Origin of the sequence: Saccharopolyspora hirsuta, assembly GCF_008630535.1 — a bacterium.
GTDB classification, from domain to species: Bacteria; Actinomycetota; Actinomycetes; order Mycobacteriales; family Pseudonocardiaceae; genus Saccharopolyspora; species Saccharopolyspora hirsuta.
On sequence record NZ_VWPH01000022.1, the window covers coordinates 22,643 to 44,207 of the forward strand.

Sequence of the window (21,565 nt, forward strand, 5' to 3'; positions counted from 1 at the left end):
ATAGCGCGCCCGCTCCGGTGCGCGGCGAAGGCACGCGGAAACCGGCGCCGAAGGCGCGGCTGAGCTCCGGGTTCGGCCATGTCCGCCCTGCGCGAACAGATCTCCGGAGCCGGACGTTTCGCCTGGTCGGCGACGCCTTCCGCCGTCACGCCGGGGGCTGCGCCCGGCGCCCGGGGCGCAGCCGCTCGGCCCGCGCCTGCCCACCGGACAAGCACTGTCCCGTCCTCGGCGGCGGAAGGCGTACTCTCGGCCCGTGGTGACCGCACGTGGATCTCGGCGCCGTGTCCGCTTCCGGCGGGACCGGCGCGGCCGCGGCCTGCGCGGACCGCTGTACCCGTCCTCGGTCCCGGTGTCGCGCAGCCGTTCGCAGCGCTTCGACGCGCTGGTGCTGGAGGCGCTGGAGCCGATCGAGCAGCGCTGGCACGCCGAGCTGACGCAGCTGGACGTCGCCGTCGACGAGGTGCCGGAGATCACCAGCACGACGCCCGAGAAGGTCGTGTGGGACGACGACGTGGTGGTGGACTCCAACGTCCCGCTGGCCCGGCTGGTCCCGGCCGGGGTGGACCGCCGGGGGCTGCCCACGCGCGCGCGGATCGTGCTGTACCGGCGGCCGCTGGAGGCGCGGGCGCGCGACGGCACGGACATGGCGGACCTGCTGCACGACGTCCTGGTCGAGCAGGTGGCCACCTACCTGGGCCTGGACCCGGACGTCATCGAAGGGCAGTGACCAGGGCCTCCAGCGCGGCGGCGTACCCGTGCTCGGGCGGCGTGGTGTAGCCGACGACCAGCCCGTCCACCACCGGCATCGCGGCGTCCGGGTGCCGGAAGTCGGCGAGCCCGTCCAGCGCGATGCCGCGCTCGGCGGCGGCTGCGGTGGCGGCCCGCTCGGTGCCGGGCGGCAGGCGGAGCACGGCGTGCAGACCTGCGGCGATACCGCTCGCGGTGATGTGCGGGACGTGGTCGGCCAGCGCCGCGACCAGCTGGTCCCGGCGACGCCGGTAGCGCTGCCGCGCGCGGCGGACGTGGCGGTCGTAGTGCCCGGACTCGATGAAGTCGGCCAGCGCCAGCTGGTCCAGGACGCCCGTCCAGCGCTCCCGAGCGCCCTTCACCGCGAGCACCTCGTCCACCAGGTGTTCGGGCAGCACCATCCAGCCGACGCGCACCGCCGGGGACAGGCTCTTGCTGACCGACCCCAGGTAGATCACCCGCTCCGGGTCGAGCCCCTGCACCGCGCCGACCGGTTCCCGGTCGTAGCGGAACTCGCCGTCGTAGTCGTCCTCCAGGACCAGGCCGCCGGTGGAGCGGGCCCAGTCCACGGCCGCGGCGCGGCGCTCCGGGTGCAGCGGGCCGCCGGTCGGGAACTGGTGGGCGGGCGTGAGCAGCGCGGCGCGCACCCGCGTGCCCAGCTCGTCGGTGCGGGCGCCGTGCTCGTCCAGCGTGAGCGGGATCGTGCGGACCCCGGCCGAGGTCAGCAGCTGCCGGTGGAAGGGCAGGCCGTAGGACTCCACCGCTAGCGGACCGCGCAGGACCCCGTCGAACAGCAGCTCCAGGGCGTGGCCGAACCCGGAGCAGATGACGATCCGCTCCGGCTCCGATCGCACGCCGCGGGCGCGGGCGAGGTAGTCGGCCAGCGCTCGGCGCAGCTCCGGCCTGCCGTGCGGGTCGCCGGGGCCGAAGGCCTCGTTCGGTGCCGCGTTGAGGGCGCGGCGGGCCGACGCCGACCAGGCGGTTCGCGGGAAGGCGGAGCTGTCGGGCTGCCCCTGTCGCAGGTCGTGGATCGGAGCTGGGCTCCGCGGCGGTCGGACCGGTCGGCCGGGGCGGCGCGGTTCGGCGCGATGCGCGACGCGGGTTCCCGAGCCCTGGCGGGCCGTGAGCCAGCCCTCGGCGATCAGCTCGGAGTAGGCGGCGGCGACGGTGTTGCGGGCCAGGCCGAGGTCCGCCGCCAGCGAGCGGTACGGCGGCAGCCGGGAGCCCGAGGCCAGTCGTCCGGACCGGATCGCCTCGCGCAGCGCGGCGGTGAGCACCGACCGGCGGCTGCCCGGCGCGGAGAGGTCCAGGTGCAGGTCGCTGCCCGCCGACGCGGCGGAATTGGCCCAAGAATTCGCCACGGAATTGCACTCTACGGCCGGTCGATGTGCTCGTTAGCGTCGGACGCATGACGAACCAGAACCGCATCGACTTCGCCCGGACCGCACCGAAGGTCTACCGCGCTCAGCGCGCCTTCGAGGACGCGGCCGGTGAAGGTCTCGACCCCGAGCTGGGCGAGCTGGTGCGAATCCGCGCGTCCCAGCTCAACGGGTGCGCGTACTGCCTGCACATGCACGTGAACGACGCCCGCAAGGCGGGTGCGGACGAGGACCGGCTGCACATGGTCTCGGTGTGGCGGGAGGCAGCGCGCTTCTTCACCGAGCGGGAGCTGGCGGCGCTGGAGCTGACCGAGGCGGTCACCCGGGTGTCCGAGCGCGGCGTGCCCGACGAGGTCTACGCCCGCGCGGCCGAGCAGTTCGAGCCCGCGGAGCTGGCCAGCCTGCTGGCGCTGATCCTCAGCATCAACACCTGGAACCGGATCGCGATCGCCACGGCGAAGATCCCCGGCACCGACGAGCGCACCGCCTGACCCCGGCCCGTCGGGGCTCAGCCTGCGATTTCAATGGAAATCAGATGTCCGATTTCCATTGAAATCGCGGGAGGTGCCCGCAGGCGTCGGCGTGTCAGGACCCGACACGCCGACGGGCCGCGAGTTCCCTTGAAATCGCAGGTGCGAGTTCCATTGAAATCGCGGGTGCGAGTTCCATTGAAATCGCGGGTCACCCCCGGCGGACCGCCGTCAGGGCTTGGGGGCGGGTTTGCGGCGGCGGCCGGGGATCGCGGCGACCAGGGTGAACAGCACCGCCGCGGCTTGGACGGAGAGCAGGGCCGTGCGGGGCAGTTCGGTGAACCCGACCTGGACCTCGGCCGCCTGCTCCGGCAGCGGGATCGCCACCTGGTGTCCCCAGGCCGTGGCCAGCGGGAACGCCATGCCGTCGACCCGGGCGTACCAGCCGGGCTCGTTCTCCGCGCCGAGGACCAGCGCCCGGCCCGCACCGCCCTCGGAGATCCGGACCGTGAAGTTCGGCAGTTGCGCGGCGACCGGGAGCGGGCGGGCTTCCGGGGTCGGTTCCGGTTCGGTCTGGGCCTGGCGCGCCAGGTCGGGGCCGACCAGCTTGACCGGCGAGCTCGGCAGCAGCAGGCGCAGGACCCGGCTGCCGTCCGGGAGCCCCGCGTGCTCGTTCACCAGACCGCGGCCGAGCTCCAGCACCCGCGAATCGCCCGGTACGACGACGAACTCCGCGCCGCGGGCCGCCACCGCGGCCAGCGCCTCCCGCACCCGGCCGGGGTCGTCGGACTGCAGGTCGTCGTCGACCTGGCGCAGCCAGTCGGCGGCGGACCCGGCCGGGGCCAGGTCGTCGTCGCCGAAGCGCGGGCCGGAGCCGGTGACCAGCCGCGCGGGCTGCGGTCCCGGGTCGAGCACCAGTCGCGTCCCGGACGGTCCGGCCCACGGCTGCGCCGGGGCGAGCGGACCGCCGACCAGCGCGATCGCGGAGCTCGCCACCAGCCCGAGCGCCACGACCGCCAGCGCGGCGAGCCCGAACACCCGCGGCACCTCGGGGAGTTTCGGCCGCCCGGCCTGCAGCACGATCCAGCTGCAGCCGACCGCGACGAGCACCAGCGGACCGCCGGTCCAGCCGACGGTGGCCGCTCCCCCGGCGATCGGCTCGGCCGCCGAGCCGTCCACCGCGGCCGCCAGCAACCAGCCGAAGACCGCGACCCCGGCGGCGGGCAGCATCCGCTTGTCCCAGGCGACCACGAGGGCCCCCACCGCGGCGAGCACGAACAGCACCCCGAGCCAGCTCGCCGGAGAACCGTCCGGGCTCAACGCGAGCAACCACGCACCAGCGGGCTGCTCCACCGCCCGGGCCCCGAGCCCGTGCAGCAGGACCTGCGGGTGCTGCAGGAACACGACGGGCCACGGCAGCAGGCAGGCGACCGACAGCAGCACCACCGCGGCCAGCCCGGCAACCCGACGTTGGCTGCGCGCCGTCTCACCGGGCAGCAGGACGTGCGCGAGCAGCGCCAGCACGATCAACGACAGGTGCATCAGCGGCGCGAAGGCGCCGAGCACCGCCAGCCCCAGCGCGGTCAAGCAGACCTTGCCCAACCACTGCCCGTCGGAGAGCCGGATCACCGCGGCGATCCCGGCCAGCAGCGGCGGCACCAGGACGTGCGCGACCACCACGTCCAACCGCCCCTCCCCGGCCGACAGCGACGCCGCCGGTAACAAGGCGTACGCCCCGGCCGCGATCGCGCGGCGCAGCGGCGGGACCGGGAGCGACCGGGTCGCGAAGTAGGCGCTCACCCCGGCCAGCGGAACCCCGAACAGCAGCAGGAGCGACACCACCACCGACGGTCCACCTAGGACACTGCCGAGCACCGCGAGCACCAGCAGCGACGGCGACGCCGGGGATCCCGTGCCTCCGGCGACCGGGTGCCACGCGGCCAGGTAGTCCCGCCAGGTGGTGGCCAGGTCGGCCACCGGGAGCAACCGCCCACCGGCCAGGCCGGATCCGAGCCGCCCCGCGATCAGCGCGTTGATCAGCGCGAACAGCAGCAGCGCTGCGGTGAGCACGAACAGCGGCGAGGACAGCAACCGCAGCACCCCGCCGCGGTTGAGGAAACCGCCGCGGGCGTTCTCCCGCGGCGACGGCGAAGGTCGGCGTTCCAGCCGCTCGAAGACGTCGCGCCGGATCAGCTTGCCCGGCTCCACCTCGGCCGCGGTCGGGTCCTCGGTCGCCAGCAGTCCGGCCAACCGGTTCGGCTCAGGCGCGGAACCGCCGTCCAGCAACCACAACCAGCGCCCGGGGTCGGCCCAGCGGCGCTTGCCCAGCGCCACGGCGTCCGCGACGGCGGTGGCGAAGGAGGTGTCCCGCGGCAGCGTCAGCACGTCGTCGACGACCTGGTCCGCGCGGGCCTGCGCCAGCAGTTCCGCGGTGCGGTCGGTCGAACCGGTGTCGACCGCGAGCACGCGGCGCGGTCTTTCGGACTGCTCGCCGAGGGCGGCGAGCACCCCCGGCAACCACGACTCGCCGTCCCGACACACCACCACCGCCAGCACCGGCGCGCTCACAGACTTCCTCCTGCCGACCAGATCCACCACCGCACGAACGGTAATGCACCAGCAGCGGAAGGAAACCCGCCGAAACGATCTGCTTCAGCTCAGCAGCGCGACGGCCCGGCCTCGCAGCTCACACGGCGCGGCGCTTGAGCTTGCGGCGCTCCCTTTCGGACAGTCCGCCCCAGATGCCGAAGCGCTCGTCGTGCTGCAGCGCGTACTCCAAGCACTCGGAGCGCACCTCGCAACCCGCGCAGATCCGCTTCGCCTCCCGGGTGGAACCGCCCTTCTCCGGGAAGAACGCCTCCGGATCGGTCTGCGCGCAGAGCGCGCGTTCCTGCCATTCCTGCTCTTCTTCGGACATCTCGAACAGTTCGGCCAGAACGTCGAACTCCGCGACGGCTGCGTCCCCACGCTCCGCCAAGCGGCTGTCTCCCGATTCCCACATCGTTGGATCTCCCCCGATTTCTCCCGATCCCACCGGCCCTCCCCAGGGCCGGAACAGGACGCACTCCTGCTCGCGGGCGGCCTGGTCCCCCCTCCGAGGACCCCGCACTCCGACGGCGGTGCCGTCGCCGACCAGGTGTGCCGTCCGCCCTCTCCGCCGACGGCACCTCGATCGACCCGTGCCCGACCAGGTCTCCCGCACCCGGTCGCTGCCGCTGACGCGATCCCCCTCCCGAGGAATGATCGTTTCAACGGTGAATGACACTGCTGTGATTACACCCGTGTAGCTCCTTGCGGTCAAGCGGAGACCATCCGTAGGGGGACACCCGGACAGCGCCACCGCACCGCCACCGAGCTCCGCCGGGCGCGCGCTTTCGGCGCAGCACCGGTACTCCGTCCGCCGGAACCGATCCCCCGCACGGAGTCCCGAGATCATGGATACCACCACAAGGTCATCTTCGCCCGCTCCGCAGCGCAGGCGGTTCGTGGACACTGGGGGCGTGAAGAGCTCCACGACCCGCATCAGCCCCTTGTTCCTGGCCTTCCTCGGCCTGACCGCACTGGGCGGTGTGCTCGCCACGTTCGACAGCGAGCTCGCCGTGACCACCGGTGTCCTGCTGCTCGTGCTCGGCGGCTGGACGACCTCGCTGTGCCTGCACGAGTTCGGGCACGCGGTCACCGCGTTCCGCGGCGGCGACCTCTCGGTGCGCTCGAAGGGCTACCTGACGCTGGACCCGCGCCGCTACACCGACCCGATCCTGAGCATCGTGCTGCCGCTGATCTTCGTGGCGCTCGGCGGCATCCCGCTGCCCGGCGGCGCGGTGTGGATCAACCACCACGCGCTGCGGTCCCGCCGCACCGAGTCGATGGTGTCGCTGGCCGGGCCGCTGACGAACCTGGTGCTGGGCGTGCTGATCGCCGCCGCGGTGGCCGTGGTGCCGATGCCGCTCGGGCTGGCGGCGGGCCTGTCCTACCTGGCCTTCCTGCAGGTGATCGCGTTCGTGCTGAACATCCTGCCGATCCCCGGCCTGGACGGCTACGGCGCGATCGAGCCGTACCTGTCCGCCCCGGCGCGGCACTTCGGCGAGAAGGCCCGGCCGTGGGCGCCGCTGGTGCTGTTCCTGCTGCTGATCGGGGTGCCGTTCGTCGGCCGGATGTTCTTCCAGCTCGCCTACTTCGTCTTCGGCCTGCTCGGCGGCGACACCGCCATGACCGCCTACGGCCAAGCCGTCTTCCGCAGCGTGTTCGGATTCTGACAGCTCGCGCCCTGGGGCCTCCGGGGCCGTGCGAGGATCGGGAGCGTGAAGGTCGTAGTTCTGGTCGGCGGGGTCGGTGGCGCGCGGTTCCTGCTCGGGGTGAAGGCGGCGCTGGGCCTGCCCGCCGTCGGCGAGCCGGAGCAGCAGTCCGAGCACGAGGTCACCGCGGTGGTCAACGTGGGCGATGACGTGTGGATGCACGGGTTGCGGGTCTGCCCGGACCTGGACACCTGCATGTACACCCTCGGCGGTGGCATCGACGAGGCGAAGGGCTGGGGCCGGGTCGAGGAGACCTGGTCGGTCAAGGAGGAGTTGGCCGCCTACGGCGCCGAGCCGACCTGGTTCGGGCTCGGCGACCGGGACATCGCCACCCACCTGGTGCGCTCGCGGATGCTGCGCGCGGGCTACTCGCTGTCGGCGGTCACCGAGGCGCTGTGCGACCGGTGGCGGCCGGGCGTCCGCCTGCTGCCGGTGACCGACGAGCGGGTGGAGACGCACGTCGCCATCGACGAGCCGAGCACCGGCGAGCAGCGGGCCGTGCACTTCCAGGAGTGGTGGGTGCGGTACCGCGCGGAGCCGAAGGCGCACGCGATCGTGCCGGTGGGGGCGGACGAGGCGAAGCCGACGCCCGCGGTGCTGGACGCGCTGCAGCAGGCCGACGTGGTGCTGCTCGCGCCGTCGAACCCGGTGGTCAGCATCGGAACGCTGCTGGCCGTGCCGGGTTTCCGCACCGCGCTGCGGGAGTCCTCGGCGCCGGTCGTGGGCCTGTCCCCGATCGTCGGCGGCCGACCGCTGCGCGGCATGGCCGACGCCTGCCTGACCGCGATCGGGGTGGACAGCACCGCCGAGGCCGTCGGCAGGCACTACGGATCGCGGCAGGACGCCGAGGGGATCCTGGACGGCTGGCTGGTGCACACCGGCGACACCGCCGAGGTCCCCGGCGTGCGGGTGCGCGCGGTCCCGCTGCTGATGTCCGATGTGGACGCCACGGCGGCGATGGCGGAAGCGGCGTTCGAGCTGGCCCGGGAGGCGCGATGAGGGATCACGCGGCGGCGGGCGGGCTGCAGGTCTTCGCGGTTCCCGGCCTGCCCGAGTTCGGCCCCGGGGACGACCTGGCCGCGTCGATCTCGGCGGCCGCCCCGTGGCTCAGCGACGGCGACGTCGTGGTGGTCACCAGCAAGGTGGTGTCCAAGGTCGAGGGCCGGATGGTGGCCGCCCCGGCCGACCCCGAGCTGCGCGACGAGCTGCGCCGCGAGCTGGTGCTGGCCGAGGCGACGCACGTGGTGGCCCGGCGCGGGCGGACGCTGATCACCCAGAACAAGCTCGGCATCGTGCAGGCGGCATCCGGGATCGACGCCTCGAACGTGCCGCAGGACCAGATCGCGCTGCTGCCGGAGGACCCGGACGCCTCCGCGCGGCGGCTGCGGGCCGGGCTCGCCGAGCGCCTCGGGGTGCAGGTGGGCGTGGTGGTGACCGACACGATGGGCCGGGCCTGGCGGGTCGGGCAGACCGACGCGGCGATCGGCGCGGCCGGGATCTCGGTGCTGCACGACTACGCGGGCAGCACCGATTCGCAGGGCAACGCGCTGGCCGTGACCCTGGTGGCGGTGGCCGACGAGATCGCCGCCGCCGCGGACCTGGTCAAGGGCAAGCTGGGCGCGGTCCCGGTGGCCGTGGTGCGCGGTCTGGCCACTGTGGACGACGGATCGACCGCGCGGGACCTGGTGCGCACCGTCGACGAGGACCTGTTCGCGATGGGCACGGCGGAGGCGCTGGCGCAGGGCCGCCGGGAGGCGGTGCTGATGCGCCGCTCGGTGCGGCAGTTCGCGGACGCCCCGGTGGACGAGGACGCGGTGCGCCGCGCGGTCGGCGCGGCCCTGACCGCGCCCGCCCCGCACCACACCCGCCCGGTCCGCTTCGTGTGGTTGCGCGACCGCCCGCTGCGGACGAAGCTGCTGGACGCGATGCGCACGGCCTGGCTGGACGACCTGCGGTCCGACGGGATGTCGGAGGAAGCCGCCCAGCGGCGCGTGAACCGGGGCAACCTGCTCTACGCCGCCCCGGAGCTGGTGCTGCCGTTCCTGGTCCGCGAGGGCGCGCACGACTACCCGGACGAGCGGCGCGAGGACGCCGAGCGCCAGATGTTCACCGTCGCCGGTGGCGCCGCGGTGCAGGGCTTCCTGGTGGCGCTGGCGGCCGAGGAGCTCGGCTCGTGCTGGGTGTCCTCGACGTTGTTCTGCCCGGACGTGGTGCGCGCGACCCTGGACCTGCCCGACGCCTGGGAACCGCTCGGCGCCGTCGCGGTCGGCCACCCGGCCGAACCGGTCACCGGGCCGCGCGAACCCCGCGACCTCGACGACGGATTGGTGGAGCTGTGAGCGGACCTCAGACCGACGCGCTGCGCGTGCTCGGCGACTGGCGCCCGACCGACCCGCAGCAGGAGGCGCTGCGGCACGCATTCCTGACCTTGCTGGACGCCCGGCCGGACGGCTGCCTGCGGGCCTGCGAGCCGGGGCACGTGACGGCCTCGGCGGTGCTGCTCGACGCGGCGGGCGAGAACGTGCTGCTCACCCTGCACCCCCGCGTGGGCATGTGGTTGCAGCTGGGCGGGCACTGCGAGCCCGAGGACAGCACGCTGGCCGGGGCGGCGCTGCGCGAGGCCACCGAGGAGTCCGGTGTGGACGGTCTGGTGGTGGACCCGGAGCCGGTGCACCTCGACGTGCACCCGATCACCTGCTCGCTGGGCAAGCCGACCCGCCACTTCGACGTGCGCTTCGTGGTCCGGGCCCCGGAGGGCGCCGAGCCGACGCGCAGCGACGAGTCCCTCGACCTGCGCTGGTGGCCGGTGGACGCCCTCCCGGACAACACCGACCTCGGCCCCCTGATCACCGCCGCCCGCCAGCGGTTCTCGGGTCACACGGCGCGGTAGTCGCGGGCGGGCATCCGGGGGCCGCGGCGGGGACGGGACGCGCCCGCCGCGCCGAGGTAGCGGACCGCTCGGTGGCGGTGGCCCTCGTAGGGGGCCAGGGCTTCGAGCATGCCCTCGTCGTCGAGCGGGCGGCCGACCAGGGCGAGGCCGACGATCGTCGGCAGGTGGTAGTCGCCGACGCTCACCGCGTCCGGGTCGCCCCAAGCTCGCTGCGCGATCTCCGCCGCCGTCCACGGCCCGATGCCCGGGACCTTCTGCAGCAGTTCGCGCCCTTCCGCACCGCGCAGCTCGACCGCGCGCTCCAACCTGCTGGCCACCGACGCCGCGGCGATCAGCGTGCGCCTGCGGGCTCCGTCGATGCCCGCCCGGTGCCACTCCCAGTCCCGGATGCCGCGCAGCTGCAGCGGATCCGGCGCGACCCGCAGCTCCTCCACCGGTCCCGGCGCGCGGCTGCCGAAGCGGCAGCACAGCTCGCGCCACGAGCGCCAGGCTTCCCGGCCGGTGACCTTCTGCTCCAGCACCGCGGGGACCAGCACGTCCCACACCCGTCCGGACGCGCACAGCCGCACGCCGCGCGAGGCTCGCCGCCCCCGCTCCACGACGTCGTGCACGGCGACGAACCCGCTCGCGTCGTCCGCGGCGCCGAGCAGGCCCGGGACGCCGTCCAGCACCAGGTGCGCGCCCTGTCCCCACGCCGCCGCCTCGACCTCACCGGCGCGGTTCTTCCGCAGCCGCAACGTGGTCGGCCCGGCCGGTGTCGTGGTGCCCCACCACACCGCGCCCGAGGGGTCGACCCGCGTGGTCGGGTCGCCGCTGCCGCGGCGCAGCGGGGCGAGCACCCGGGGCAGGTCCACCGGGTAGGGCGGGGCCCAGGTCCTGGTCAGCGCGTCAGTCATCGCCCTCCGAGGGTATGCCGCGGCGACTCGCGGGCGTCTCCGCGTCCCAGGTCGAACACCACGTCGTGCGCGGCGGAAGCACAGTTTCAATTGAAACTGCGGTCGGACTGGCCGCGAGAGATCCGGTGCGTTCGGTTCAGCAGTCGGCGGAGAAGCGGACGCCGTGCTCGGGGAGGTTCACGCCCGGCCAGACCCGGATGCCGTCGAGCAGTTCGCAGCCCGCGCCGATGTGCGCCTCGTCACCGACGATCGCGCCCCGCAGGACCGCACCGGCGCCGATGGTCGCGCCCGCTCCGATCACGCTGTTCTCGATCACCGCGTCCTTCGCGACGCGAACGCCGTCGAACAGCACCGAGCCCGTCACGTGCGCGCCGTCGTCGACGACGCAGTCGGCGCCGATCGAGCTGCCGCCGCTGACCCGGGCGCTCGCGGCGACCGACGCGCCGCCCAGGACCAGCGCCTCTCCGCGCTCCCCCGGCAGCGCGTTCGTCGGCGCGGCACCGAGCACCAGGTCCGCGGAGGCGCGGACGAACGCCTCGGGGGTGCCCATGTCCAGCCAGTACGAGGTGTCGACGTAGCCCTGCACGCGCGCGCCCGAGGCGAGCAGCTCGGGGAAGGTCTCGCGCTCCACCGACACCGGTCGCCCGGCCGGGATGCGGTTGATCACCTCGCGGCGGAACACGTAGCAACCGGCGTTGATCTGGTCCACCGGCGGGTTCTCGGTCTTCTCCAGGAACGCGGTGACCCGCCCGTCGGCATCGGTCGGCACGCAGCCGAACCGGCGCGGGTCGGCCACCTTCACCAGGTGCAGCGTGACGTCCGCAGCGGTGTCGCGGTGGGTGGCCAGCAGCGCGGTCAGGTCCACCCCGGACAGGATGTCGCCGTTGAACACCAGCACGTCGTCGGCGCTGAGCCGGTCCGCCACGTTGCGGATCGCCCCCGCGGTGTCCAGCGGCTCGGGCTCGACCACGTACTCCAGCCGCAGGCCGAGATCGGAGCCGTCGCCGAAGTGCTCGGCGAACACCTCGGCCTTGTAGGACGTGCCGAGGACCACGTGCTCGATGCCGGCGGCACGGATCCGGGACAGCAGGTGGCGCAGGAACGGCACCCCGGCCGTGGGCAGCATCGGCTTGGGCGCCGACAAGGTCAGCGGGCGCAGCCGAACGCCCCGCCCACCCACCAGCACGACGGCCTCCGCCGTCGACGGCGCATCCCGATCATCCGCGGACATCGGCGTAGCTCCTCCTCTACCTGACGGACTTCCCTGACGAAAACCCATTGGGGGGAATACTCTGGCAGGGGCAACGGCATAATGAACACTGGGCCCGTCCCCAGCGGTCGCGCCCGGCTCGACGCCCCGCCCCCGGCGGACCACTGCGAACGACTGAGAGGGCATCCCCATGGACCCGCGCCTCCGAGCCGACGAAGCACTTGCTCGCGCGCGGGCACGCGGCGCGTTCGTCGTCACACCGGACAACGCCACCTCTCCGATGGACGCGGCGAACACCGTCCGCATCCCCCGCGATGTGGTCGACCAGGCCGATTCCCCGGACACCACGCAGGTGATCCCCTCGTCCGGACCGCAGCCGCATGCCCCGCAGCAGCAACCGCCGCACCCGCAGCCGCAGTACCAGCAGGCCGATCCGCAGCAGGGCTGGCCGACCGAGGACTACGGGCAGGGGCTGCCGCCGAACCCGTACCACGCGCAGCGCGGCCCGAACGAGTTCGGACCGCTCGGCTCGCAGGCCAACCAGCAGCAGTACCCGCAGTACTAGTCGGCTCAGCGGGTTTCGATGCGGGCCCGGAGCGCCAGCGCCGCGCGCAGCGCGAGCCGCAGCGGTGCCCAGATCGGGCCCTGGTGGCGGTCGGCGAGGTAGCGGTAGGCGCTGCGGTGGTGCTCCAGCAGCATCCGCTTGGCCGCCTTCGAGGTGGAGCGGCCGCCGATGTGCATGACCTCGGCGGTCGGCGCGTAGATGTTCAGCCAGCCCTTGCGGCGCAACCGGTCTCCGAGGTCGACGTCCTCGAAGTACATGAAGTAGCGCGGGTCGAAGCCGTCGACGGAGTCGAAGGCCTCGCGGCGCAGCAGCAGGCACGAGCCGGACAGCCACCCGGCCGGGCGCTCGGTGATCTCCGCCTCGGACTGCCGGTAGGCGCGGGTCCACGGGTTGTCCGGCCAGATCTTGCCGAACACCGCGTGCCCGGCGCCGCGGCCGATGGAGGGCAGCATCCGGGCCGACGGGTAGACCTCGCCGCCGGGTTCCCGGATCAGCGGGCCGAACGCTCCGCCGCGCGGCCAGCGCTTCGCCGCGGCCAGCAGCTCGTCGAGCGAACCGGGCCGCCACTCCAGGTCGGGGTTGGCGATGACCACCCAGCCGTACTCGCTGCCCAGGTGCGCCACGCCTCGGTTGGCACCGCCGCCGTACCCGAGGTTGCCGCCGGTGGGCACGAGGTCGACGTCGGCGCGCTCGGCGGCGGCGCGCTCCGGTTCGCCGTCGGTGGAGCCGTTGTCGGCGAGGACCACCCGCACCGGCCGGTCCGTCGCCTGCTGCAGGGTGTCGAGGAAGCGGCCCAGCGTTTCGCCCGGCGAGTAGGTCACGGTGACAACGGCGAGCTCGTCGCCGTAGGTGCGCACGTCGGTCACGCCGTCACATTCTGCCGAACCGCCCCGGACGCCCGATCACCTGACCGCAGTTTCAGCTGGAACTGCGGTTCGCACGGCGCGTCGTCGCCCGACACGCCGACGGCCGTGGCCCGACTCCCCGCGATTTCAATGAGGTTTTTCCAACCTCGTTCTGCGTGGCGGTGCCGGTGGCGGAACCTCAGCGCCCGCCTGGACTGCGGGGTCCCTGACTGATGTATGCCAATACACGGCGTCAGGGCCGTCCTCGCCAGGCGAACGCTGAGAACCCGCGGCGGTGCAAGCTGCGAGGGTGGGCTATGCGCCTGGCGGCGCATGCGACCCTCGCCGACCGGTGCCGGTCGCCCTTCGCAGCTGCGGTCCACGGGCAGGATGAACAAGTTCAATGGAAATCGGACGTCCGATTTCCATTGAAATCGCATCACCCCTGGTCGCCCGGGCGGTCAGCGGGTGCGGAGGTGGATGTGGTGGGCCCGGTCGAAGGCGGTGCGGTGCTGGGCCGCGCAGGCCGCCCAGGTGAACTCCTTGGCCCGGCGCTGCGCGGCGGCGGCGAGGGCGGCCCGGCGGGCCGGGTCGTCGAGCAGCTCGGTGAGCCCGGCGGCGATGTCACCGGCGCCGACCCCGCAGTACGCGACGGCGTCGCCGCCGACCTCGGGCAGGCTCAGCCGCCGCGTGGTGAGCACGGCCGCACCGCACGCCATCGCCTCCAGCACCGGGAGGCCGAAGCCCTCGCCGAGGCTCGGGTAGGCGACCACGTCCGCGCCGCCGAGGAACCCGGCGAGCTGCTCGAACGGCAGGTAACCGGCGCGGATCACCCGGATCCGGTGCGGCACCGCTTCCAGCGCCCGCTCCACGCGGGTGTCCCAGCCGGGCTGACCGGCCAGCACCAGCGCGGGCGAATCGCCGCGGCCCTGGCAGGCCAGCGTGAACCCGCGGATCAGCGCGGGCACGTTCTTGCGGGGTTCCAGCGCGCCGAGGAAGGCGACGTAGGGCTGGTCGTGCAGGCTCAGCCGCTCGCGGACCGCCTGGACCTCCTCCGGCGTCGGCGGGTGGAACCGGTCCGGGTCGACGCCGTGGTACATCACCGGCATCCGGGCCCGGTCGGCGCCGACGGAGCGGGCGAGCTCGGCCGCGGTCGCCTCGCTCGGCACGATGCACAGCGTCGCGCGGCGCAGCGCGGTGCGCGTCCAGGCGCGGAAGAAGCGGGCCTTGACCGGCGAGTGCACCGCCGGGTTGGTGAAGAACGTGGCGTCGTGCAGGGTCACCACCGAGGCCGCCGGGTTGGCCAGCGGGGTCGTGTAGTGCGGGGAGTGCAGGACGTCGACGCCGAGCCGCCGCACCAGCAGCGGCAGGGTGGTCTGCTCCCAGGTCAGCCGCGCGGTGCGGGTGGCGACGGCCTCGGCGGCCGGGACCACGTCGGTGTGCGGCGCGATGGACGCGTACAGCTCGGCATCGCGCGGTTGGCAGGCGACCGCGAGCCGGGTGCCGTCGGCGTCCAGGGCCGCCAGCAGGGAGTCGACGTACCGGCCGACGCCGCCTCGGTCCGCGGGTACTGCGGTGGCGTCGATGAGGATGTGCGGCTCGCCTCTGTGCACCAGAGCAGCGTACGGGGCGAAACGGCCCACCCGGGACGAGTACGTGAAAATGTGTTCTGGTCTATGCCGATCGGTCGCCGACGGCGGCCCGGTGCAGGGCCCAGACCTCGCGCGCCACCCGGGTCCAGGTGAAATCCGCTACACGTCGCCGCCCGGCGGCGACCAGCTCGCCCCGGCGCACCGGATCCCCGAGCACTTCGCGCAGCGCGGCGGCGAGCGCCGCCGGATCGGCGCGCGGGACCACCACGCCCGCATCTCCGGCGACCTCCACGAGCGCGGGCGCATCGGAGTGCACGACCGGCACGCCGAGCGCCATCGCCTCGATCAGCGGCAGGCCGAAGCCCTCCGCGAGGCTGGGGGCGGCCAGCGCGGTCGCGCTGCGCAGCAGGACCGCCAGCTCGGCGTCGGTGACCGAGGACAGCACGCGCACCCGGTCCAGCCCGCAGTCCGCGGCGATCCGCAGCACGTCCACGTCCCCCCAGCCCGGGCGGCCGACGATCAGCAGCGGGACGTCGGGGACCTCGGCCATCGCCCGCACCAGGTGCGGGTAGCCCTTGCGGGGCTCGATGGTGCCGATGGCCAGCACGTACCGCTCCGGCAGGTCGAGCCGCACGGCCGGGTCGGGCTCGGCCAGCAGCGACGGCGTGACGCCCTCGCCGATGACCGCCAGCCGGGTCGCGCCGGTGTGCTCGGCGAGCTCGGCGGCCACCGCGGAGGTGGGCACGACCAGCGCGTCGGCCTGCCGCGCGGCCCGGCCGATCGCCCGGCGGTGCCAGGAAACTCCGCGCGGTGTCAGGGTTTCCGGGTGCGTCCAGGGGACGGTGTCGTGCACGGTCACCACCAGGCCGCGACCGCGCTTGGCGGGCGGTGCCAGCGGGGTCATGGCGTGCACGGAGTCACCGCCCGGCCACAGCGGAAGCCCGCGCTCCCAGGCGGCGATCAGCGCGCGCCGCGGCAGCGGCAGCACCCGCGGCCCCGCCACTCCGGGTACGCGCGCGGCTTCGGGATCGCCGCCGCGGCTGACGACGCTGCTGACCTCCCACCCGTCGGGCGCGGTCTCGGCCAGCGCGCGCAGCAGCTCCCGCGTGTAGCGGCCGGTCCCACCGGGGACGGGCGCGAGCAGCTGTTCGGCGATCGCGACGAGCTCGGGCACCCGCCCAGCTTCCCACGCCCGCAGTTCGGTCGATGAGATCGCGGTCGTAACGTCTTCGGGCGTGACGTCGGAAGAGGTGCGCAGCACCGTGGTCGTGGTGACCTGGCGAGGGCGGGACCACATCGAGGCCTGCCTGGACGCCCTGGCCGCCCAAAGCCGTCCACATCGGACCCTGGTGGTGGACAACGCCTCCGACGACGGCACCGCGGAGCTGCTCGCCGCCCACCCGTCGGCCCCGGAGGTCCTCCGCCTCCCCCGCAACCGCGGCTACGCCGGCGGCATCGCCGCCGCGCTCGCGCGCGTCCGCACGCCTTACGTCGCGTGGCTGAACGACGACGCTGCGCCAGCCTCCGGCTGGCTCGCGGCGCTGGAGGCCGCGCTCGACGCGGACCGCTCCGCGGCTGCGGCGACCTCCGTGCTCCGCACGTCGGACGGCTGCACGCAGTCCGCCGGGGTGCGCCTCACGGCCGACGGCCACGGCGCTGACGCGCCTCAAGCCTCCGGCGAGGTGTTCGGGTTCTGCGGCGGCGCAGCGCTGCTGCGCACCGAGGCCCTGAAATCCGCAGGTGGTGTCCCGGCGCACTTCTTCTGCTACTACGAGGACACCGACACGTCCTGGCGCCTACGCCTCGCCGGACACCGCATCGTCTCGGTGCCCGATGCGGTTGCTGCGCACCTGCACGGCGCAACGACGCAACCCGGCTCGCCGCAGTTCCACCGCTGGAACGAGCGCAACCGCCTGTTCATGCTGCTGCGCTGTGCACCCGCGACGGTCGCAGCGCGCGAGCTGGCCCGCTTCGCGGCGATCACGCTCGCGCTCCCGCTGCGCCGCGCGGTCCCGGACGCGGCGAACTTCCGCGTCACGTTGCGGATGGGCGTCCTGGCCGAAGTCGCCGCGGGCCTGCCGGCCGCGCTGCGCGCCCGCCGACGCATCGGCAGCACCGCGTCGACCCGGCGCGAGGTCTGGCGGACCTGGTCCGGGGTGTGAACCCGAGCACACGACGGCGGAATTCCCGACACCCCGCATGGCGGACGCCGCGATGGTGCACGCTTGTGGACGTGGCTGAAATGTCCGACCGCAGCAACCTGCCCCTCGTGTCGGTGATCGTGGTGAACTACCGCGGCGCGGACGACACCGTCGAATGCCTGCGCGCGCTGCGCGAGGAGCTCGACTACCCGGCCGACCGGCTGGAGGTGATCTGCGTCGACAACGCCTCCGGCGACGGCAGCGCGGAGCGGATCCGGAGCGCTGCCCCGGAGGTGGCGCTGATCGAGTCGGACCGCAACCTCGGGTTCGCCGGTGGCTGCAACCTCGCCGCCCGCAACGCCACCGGCCAGGTGCTGGCCTTCCTCAACAACGACGCCCGCCCGGACCGGGACTGGGTGCGCGCGGCCGTCGCCGTGCTGCGCGCCGAACCGACCGTGGGCGCGGTCGCCAGCAAGGTCCTGGACTGGGAAGGTCGGCACGTCGACTTCGTCGACGGCGGGCTGACCTGGTTCGGCATGGGCTACAAGCGCCACGCCGGGGAGGTCGACGACGGTTCGCACGACGCCGCGCGGGACGTGCTGTTCGGCACCGGGTCGGCGCTGTTCGTGCGCGCCGAGCTGTTCGCCGCGCTGGGCGGGTTCGACGAGCGCTTCTTCATGTTCTACGAGGACGTGGACCTGGGCTGGCGGCTGAACCTGCGCGGCTGGCGGGTCCGCTACGAGCCGCGGTCGCTGACCTTCCACCGGCACCACGCCTCGATGGCCGAGATCTCCTCCGCCCGCGAGCACTACCTGCTGGAGCGCAACGCGCTCGCCGCGCTCTACAAGAACGTCTCCGACGAGACGCTGGCGAAGGCGCTGCCCGCGGCGATGGCGCTGGCGGTGCGGCGGGCCACCGCGCGCGGCGAGATCGACCCGACGCAGCTGGAGATCACCCGGCGCGGCGAGACCGAGGACGACGGCCCGGCGCCGATCGACCGCTCGGCGCTGGCCGGGATGCTGGCCATCGACCAGTTCGTGGAGCTGCTGCCGTCGCTGAAGGTCTCCCGCGAGGAGGAGCAGCAGGCGCGGGTGCGCACCGACGCGGACCTGGTCCCGCTGATGCGCAAGGCGATGGAACCCGCCTACCCGCTGCCGCGCTACCTCGCCGCGCACGACGCGCTGGTGGAGGCCTTCGGCCTGGACGAGGTCTTCGGCCGCCCCCGCAAGGTCGTGGTGATCACCGGTGACGCGGTCGCCGAGCGGATGGCCGGACCGGCGATCCGCGCCTGGCACATGGCCGAGGTCCTCTCCGTCGAGCACCAGGTCCGGCTGGTCAGCGTCAACGACCTGGTCAGCCCGCCGCAGGCGGAGTTCGAGGTGCACGCGGCGAAACCGCGCGACCTGGGTGCGCACGTCGACTGGGCCGACATCGTGGTGCTGCAGGGCCACGTGCTGGAGATGGTGCCCTCGCTCAAGAACGTCGAGTCCAGCAAGATCGTGGTCTGCGACGTCTACGACCCGATGCACCTGGAGCTGCTCGAGCAGGGCCGCGACACCGACGACGAACGCCGCGCCAAGGACCTGATCGGCGTCACGAAGGTGCTCAACACCCAGCTGCAGCGCGGCGACTTCTTCCTCTGCGCCTCCGAGCGGCAGCGGCACTTCTGGCTGGGGCACCTGGCCTCGCTGGGCCGCCTCACGCCGGGCCTGTACGACAACGACCCGACGGTCCGCTCGCTGCTGTCGGTGGTGCCGTTCGGCCTGCCGTCGACGGCCCCGCGCCGCACCGGCCCGGCGATCAAGGGCACCCACCCCGGCATCTCCGCCGACGACAAGGTGGTGCTGTGGGCGGGCGGGGTCTACAGCTGGTTCGACCCGCTGACGCTGCTGCACGCGGTGCACCGGCTCTCCCAGCGGCGCACCGACGTCCGGCTGTTCTTCCTCGGCATGAAGCACCCGAACCCGGACGTGCCGGAGATGGGCATGGCCGGTCGCACCCGCGCGCTGTCCCAGCAGCTCGGGCTGACCGGCAAGTTCGCGTTCTTCAACGAGACCTGGGTGCCCTACCAGGAGCGGCAGAACTACCTGCTGGACGCCGACTGCGGGGTGACCAGCCACTTCGAGCACGTGGAGACGACGTTCGCGTTCCGCACCCGGGTGCTGGACTACCTGTGGTCGGGGCTGCCGGTGGTCACCACCGACGGCGACTCGTTCGCCGACCTGGTGCGCGCGGAGCGCATCGGCGTCGTGGTGCCCCCGGAGGACCCGGACGCGCTGGCCGCCGCGCTGGAGAAGGTGCTCTACGACGAGGAGTTCGCCGCGGAGTGCCGCCGCCGGATCGAACCGGTGCGGGAGCGCTTCACCTGGGAAGCGGTGCTGGCCCCGCTCACCGAGTTCTGCCGCGACCCGCGCCCGGCCGCCGACCGCCTCAAGGCCGCCTCGCCGCTGGTGCGCAGCCCGCAGATCAACGGTGTGGAAGCGGTGCGCCGGGACCTCTCGCTGCTGCGCGAGTACCTGGACGCGGGCGGCCCGCTGGAGGTCGCGAAGCGGGCGACCGGACGCCTGCGGCGCATCGCCGGTGAGCGCTTCCGTGGCCGCTGACCTGCGCGTCCTGCTCGACGGCACGCCGCTGCTGGGCAACCGCACCGGGATCGGCCGCTACACCGCGTCCCTGGTCGCCGAGCTGGCGTCCCTGGTGGATGTCCGGCTGGTCGGCTTCACCACGCGGGGCTGGCGGGAGCTGCGTTCGGCGGCACCGGCCGGAACCCGCGCGGTCGGCCCGCCGATCCCGGCGCGGGTGCTGCGAAAGCTGTGGCAGCGCGGGGCTTTCCCCCCGGTCGAGCTGCTTGCTGGAGGGGCGGACGTGGTGCACGGGACGAACTTCGTGCTGCCGCCGTCGATCCGGGCTGCGGGTGTGGTGACCGTGCACGACCTGGCATTCCTGGACGATCCCTCGCTCGCGGAGCCCGATCTCCCCGCGCTGGTGCGGAGTTCGGCGCGTCGGGCGCGCGTGGTGTGCACACCGACGGCTGCGGTCGCCGACGCGGTGAGCTCGCGGCTGGACGTTCCGCGCGAGAAGGTGGCGGTGACGCCGCTCGGCGTGGATCCGGAGTGGTTCTCCGCCGTGCCAGTGGATTCCGAGCTCCGGGTCCGATATGGACTTCCCACCGAGTACCTGCTCTTCGTCGGCGCCGAAGGCCCCCGCAAGGGTCTCCCCGGACTGCTCGAAGCGCACGGCCCGGACCTCCCGCCGCTGGTCATCGCCGGACCCGGCACCGCCGGGGTCGATGGTGCGGTGATCCGGACGGGGTTCCTCCCCGACGACCACCTGCGGCGTCTCGTCGCCGGAGCCAGCGCGCTGGTTCTCCCTTCCCGCGACGAGGGATTCGGTCTCCCCGCGCTGGAGGCACTGGCCTGCGGGACTCCCGTGGTCTGCTCGGACATCCCAGCGTTGCGGGAAGTCACTGCGGGCCGTGCGACGTACTTCCCCTTCGGCGATACCGCTGCGCTGAACGAAGCCCTGCACAAGGCCCTGACCGACCCGCCGGACCCGGAAACTTGCCGTGCGCGGGCGGAGTCCTTCACCTGGCGAGCCTGCGCCGAAGCAACGCGAGCCGCATATCAGCGCGCAGCGGACTGACCCCAGAAAGGCGTCAGGCCAGGTGTCCCGGTAATGCCCCGGGACACCTGGCCTTCCTTCCGTCGCCCCACGGGATCAGGACACAACTGATCATTCCTGCCAAAACCCTGAAAGTCGCCTGGTTTTCCCTAAAACTAGGCAACATCACCGAATCAGGCGACTACAAAGAAACTTTCGTATCGCCCGAAAGTGAATTCGACCGGCCCCGTACCGTATCCCTTCGTGCCCATCGCATACGGCGACGAATCCTTCCGCGAACACCGGCAGCATGGCTTCTACGTTCTTGCCAGTGTCATTTTCGAGGCCGAGGTAGCGGATGATGCCCGCGAAGTGCTGCTAGGGCTTCGGGGAAAGCACCGAAAGCTCCACTGGTACGAGATGGAGCCGTACGAGCAGCACCGAATCATCAAGCACCTCGCCGACCTCGATGGGTTGCACGTCGTCGTCACCGGTGCACCCGTACCTCTCCAGAAGCAGGAAAGGGCTCGTGCCAAGTGCTTGACTCAGCTGGTCCATGAACTCCATGGATTCGGCGTCGACTTACTCGTGCTTGAAGCAAGGTCGGCTGAGCTCAACCGCCGTGATGTGTCGACCGCAGCCGCTGCACGTCGCAGCTTCCTTCCCAAGGAAGCACAGTTCCGGGTCGACCACTGCCCTGGCCCCCTAGAGCCCATGCTGTGGGCAGCCGACGTAGTAGCAGGGGCTTGTCGAGCGGCGTACCTGGGCCATTCCGAATTCCACGACATGCTGGCCGATCGTGTCTACGACATCGAAATCGACACCGGTTGCCGCCCCTAGAAAGGCGTCAGGCCAGGCTCCCAGTCATGCCCCGGGTCACCTGGCCTTCCTTCCCTCTCCCCGCGGGATCAGGCACCACCATTATGCATAGCCGC

At 73.1% G+C, this 21,565-nt stretch carries 19 protein-coding genes; 11 read left to right on the top strand and 8 right to left on the bottom strand.

The features are described 5' to 3' along the window. The first annotated feature begins 253 nt into the window (after positions 1 to 253). Positions 254 to 727 (top strand): metallopeptidase family protein, encoded by a 474-nt coding sequence (locus F1721_RS33365; RefSeq protein ID WP_195141927.1) that lies wholly within the window; start codon positions 254 to 256, stop codon positions 725 to 727. On the opposite strand, the gene pdxR is transcribed toward F1721_RS33365, so the two are convergent. Then, a complete protein-coding gene (gene pdxR / locus F1721_RS33370; protein WP_150070843.1) occupies positions 711 to 2,108 on the bottom strand; it encodes a MocR-like pyridoxine biosynthesis transcription factor PdxR in 1,398 nt (465 codons plus the stop codon). The genes F1721_RS33365 and pdxR overlap by 17 nt on opposite strands. A gap of 47 nt (positions 2,109 to 2,155) precedes the next feature. Between pdxR and F1721_RS33375 the strand changes: the two genes are divergently transcribed. Then, the gene (locus tag F1721_RS33375) at positions 2,156 to 2,617 is read left to right on the top strand and encodes a carboxymuconolactone decarboxylase family protein (RefSeq protein ID WP_150070844.1); all 462 of its coding nucleotides are present in this window, start codon (positions 2,156 to 2,158) and stop codon (positions 2,615 to 2,617) included. A gap of 210 nt (positions 2,618 to 2,827) precedes the next feature. Here the strand turns inward: F1721_RS33375 and F1721_RS33380 are convergent, their stop codons facing one another. Then, positions 2,828 to 5,164 (bottom strand): glycosyltransferase family 2 protein, encoded by a 2,337-nt coding sequence (locus tag F1721_RS33380; RefSeq protein ID WP_150070845.1) that lies wholly within the window; start codon positions 5,162 to 5,164, stop codon positions 2,828 to 2,830. Between the two features lie 118 nt (positions 5,165 to 5,282). Then, the gene (locus F1721_RS33385) at positions 5,283 to 5,513 is read right to left on the bottom strand and encodes a WhiB family transcriptional regulator (RefSeq protein ID WP_170301702.1); all 231 of its coding nucleotides are present in this window, start codon (positions 5,511 to 5,513) and stop codon (positions 5,283 to 5,285) included. Positions 5,514 to 6,096: 583 nt separating this feature from the next. Here F1721_RS33385 and F1721_RS33390 point away from each other — a divergent pair. From F1721_RS33390 to F1721_RS33405, 4 genes are read left to right on the top strand one after another with little or no spacing between them, the layout of a single operon-like run. Then, a complete protein-coding gene (locus F1721_RS33390; RefSeq protein WP_150070847.1) occupies positions 6,097 to 6,852 on the top strand; it encodes a site-2 protease family protein in 756 nt (251 codons plus the stop codon). 45 nt (positions 6,853 to 6,897) lie between these two features. After that, entirely contained in the window at positions 6,898 to 7,890 is a 993-nt protein-coding gene (gene cofD, locus F1721_RS33395; protein ID WP_150070848.1) for a 2-phospho-L-lactate transferase, read from the top strand. After that, positions 7,887 to 9,230, top strand: a complete 1,344-nt coding sequence (locus F1721_RS33400; RefSeq protein ID WP_150070849.1) for a coenzyme F420-0:L-glutamate ligase — start codon at positions 7,887 to 7,889, stop codon at positions 9,228 to 9,230. Before cofD ends, F1721_RS33400 begins: the two co-directional genes overlap by 4 nt. Then, complete coding sequence (locus F1721_RS33405) at positions 9,227 to 9,781, top strand: NUDIX hydrolase (protein ID WP_170301700.1); 555 nt, start codon at positions 9,227 to 9,229, stop codon at positions 9,779 to 9,781. The genes F1721_RS33400 and F1721_RS33405 overlap by 4 nt, the downstream gene beginning before the upstream one ends. Here the strand turns inward: F1721_RS33405 and F1721_RS33410 are convergent. Next, entirely contained in the window at positions 9,766 to 10,677 is a 912-nt protein-coding gene (locus tag F1721_RS33410) for a DNA-3-methyladenine glycosylase family protein (protein WP_211840733.1), read from the bottom strand. The genes F1721_RS33405 and F1721_RS33410 overlap by 16 nt on opposite strands. Before the next feature lie 136 nt (positions 10,678 to 10,813). After that, positions 10,814 to 11,908, bottom strand: a complete 1,095-nt coding sequence (gene manB, locus F1721_RS33415; RefSeq protein ID WP_150070850.1) for a mannose-1-phosphate guanylyltransferase — start codon at positions 11,906 to 11,908, stop codon at positions 10,814 to 10,816. 169 nt (positions 11,909 to 12,077) lie between these two features. On the opposite strand from manB, the gene F1721_RS33420 reads away from it, so the two are divergent. Next, positions 12,078 to 12,452, top strand: coding sequence for a hypothetical protein (locus F1721_RS33420; protein WP_150070851.1), 375 nt, complete (start codon positions 12,078 to 12,080; stop codon positions 12,450 to 12,452). A 5-nt stretch (positions 12,453 to 12,457) separates the two neighbouring features. Here F1721_RS33420 and F1721_RS33425 read toward each other — a convergent pair whose 3' ends face one another. The 3 genes from F1721_RS33425 to F1721_RS33435 form a co-directional block, all read right to left on the bottom strand. Continuing rightward, positions 12,458 to 13,318, bottom strand: coding sequence for a glycosyltransferase family 2 protein (locus F1721_RS33425; RefSeq protein ID WP_150070852.1), 861 nt, complete (start codon positions 13,316 to 13,318; stop codon positions 12,458 to 12,460). A 440-nt stretch (positions 13,319 to 13,758) separates the two neighbouring features. After that, the gene (locus tag F1721_RS33430) at positions 13,759 to 14,889 is read right to left on the bottom strand and encodes a glycosyltransferase family 4 protein (RefSeq protein WP_150070866.1); all 1,131 of its coding nucleotides are present in this window, start codon (positions 14,887 to 14,889) and stop codon (positions 13,759 to 13,761) included. Positions 14,890 to 14,971: 82 nt separating this feature from the next. Then, the gene (locus tag F1721_RS33435) at positions 14,972 to 16,063 is read right to left on the bottom strand and encodes a glycosyltransferase family 4 protein (protein WP_195141920.1); all 1,092 of its coding nucleotides are present in this window, start codon (positions 16,061 to 16,063) and stop codon (positions 14,972 to 14,974) included. Between the two features lie 61 nt (positions 16,064 to 16,124). Between F1721_RS33435 and F1721_RS33440 the strand changes: the two genes are divergently transcribed. From F1721_RS33440 to F1721_RS33455, 4 genes are all read left to right on the top strand, one after another. Beyond that, entirely contained in the window at positions 16,125 to 17,051 is a 927-nt protein-coding gene (locus F1721_RS33440; RefSeq protein ID WP_150070854.1) for a glycosyltransferase family 2 protein, read from the top strand. A gap of 80 nt (positions 17,052 to 17,131) precedes the next feature. Then, on the top strand, positions 17,132 to 19,633 hold the full coding sequence (locus tag F1721_RS33445; protein WP_150070868.1) for a glycosyltransferase: 2,502 nt from the start codon (positions 17,132 to 17,134) through the stop codon (positions 19,631 to 19,633). Next, the gene (locus tag F1721_RS33450) at positions 19,623 to 20,672 is read left to right on the top strand and encodes a glycosyltransferase family 4 protein (protein ID WP_150070867.1); all 1,050 of its coding nucleotides are present in this window, start codon (positions 19,623 to 19,625) and stop codon (positions 20,670 to 20,672) included. Before F1721_RS33445 ends, F1721_RS33450 begins: the two co-directional genes overlap by 11 nt. 222 nt (positions 20,673 to 20,894) lie before the next feature. Next, positions 20,895 to 21,470, top strand: coding sequence for a hypothetical protein (locus F1721_RS33455; protein WP_150070855.1), 576 nt, complete (start codon positions 20,895 to 20,897; stop codon positions 21,468 to 21,470). Positions 21,471 to 21,565: the final 95 nt, after the last annotated feature.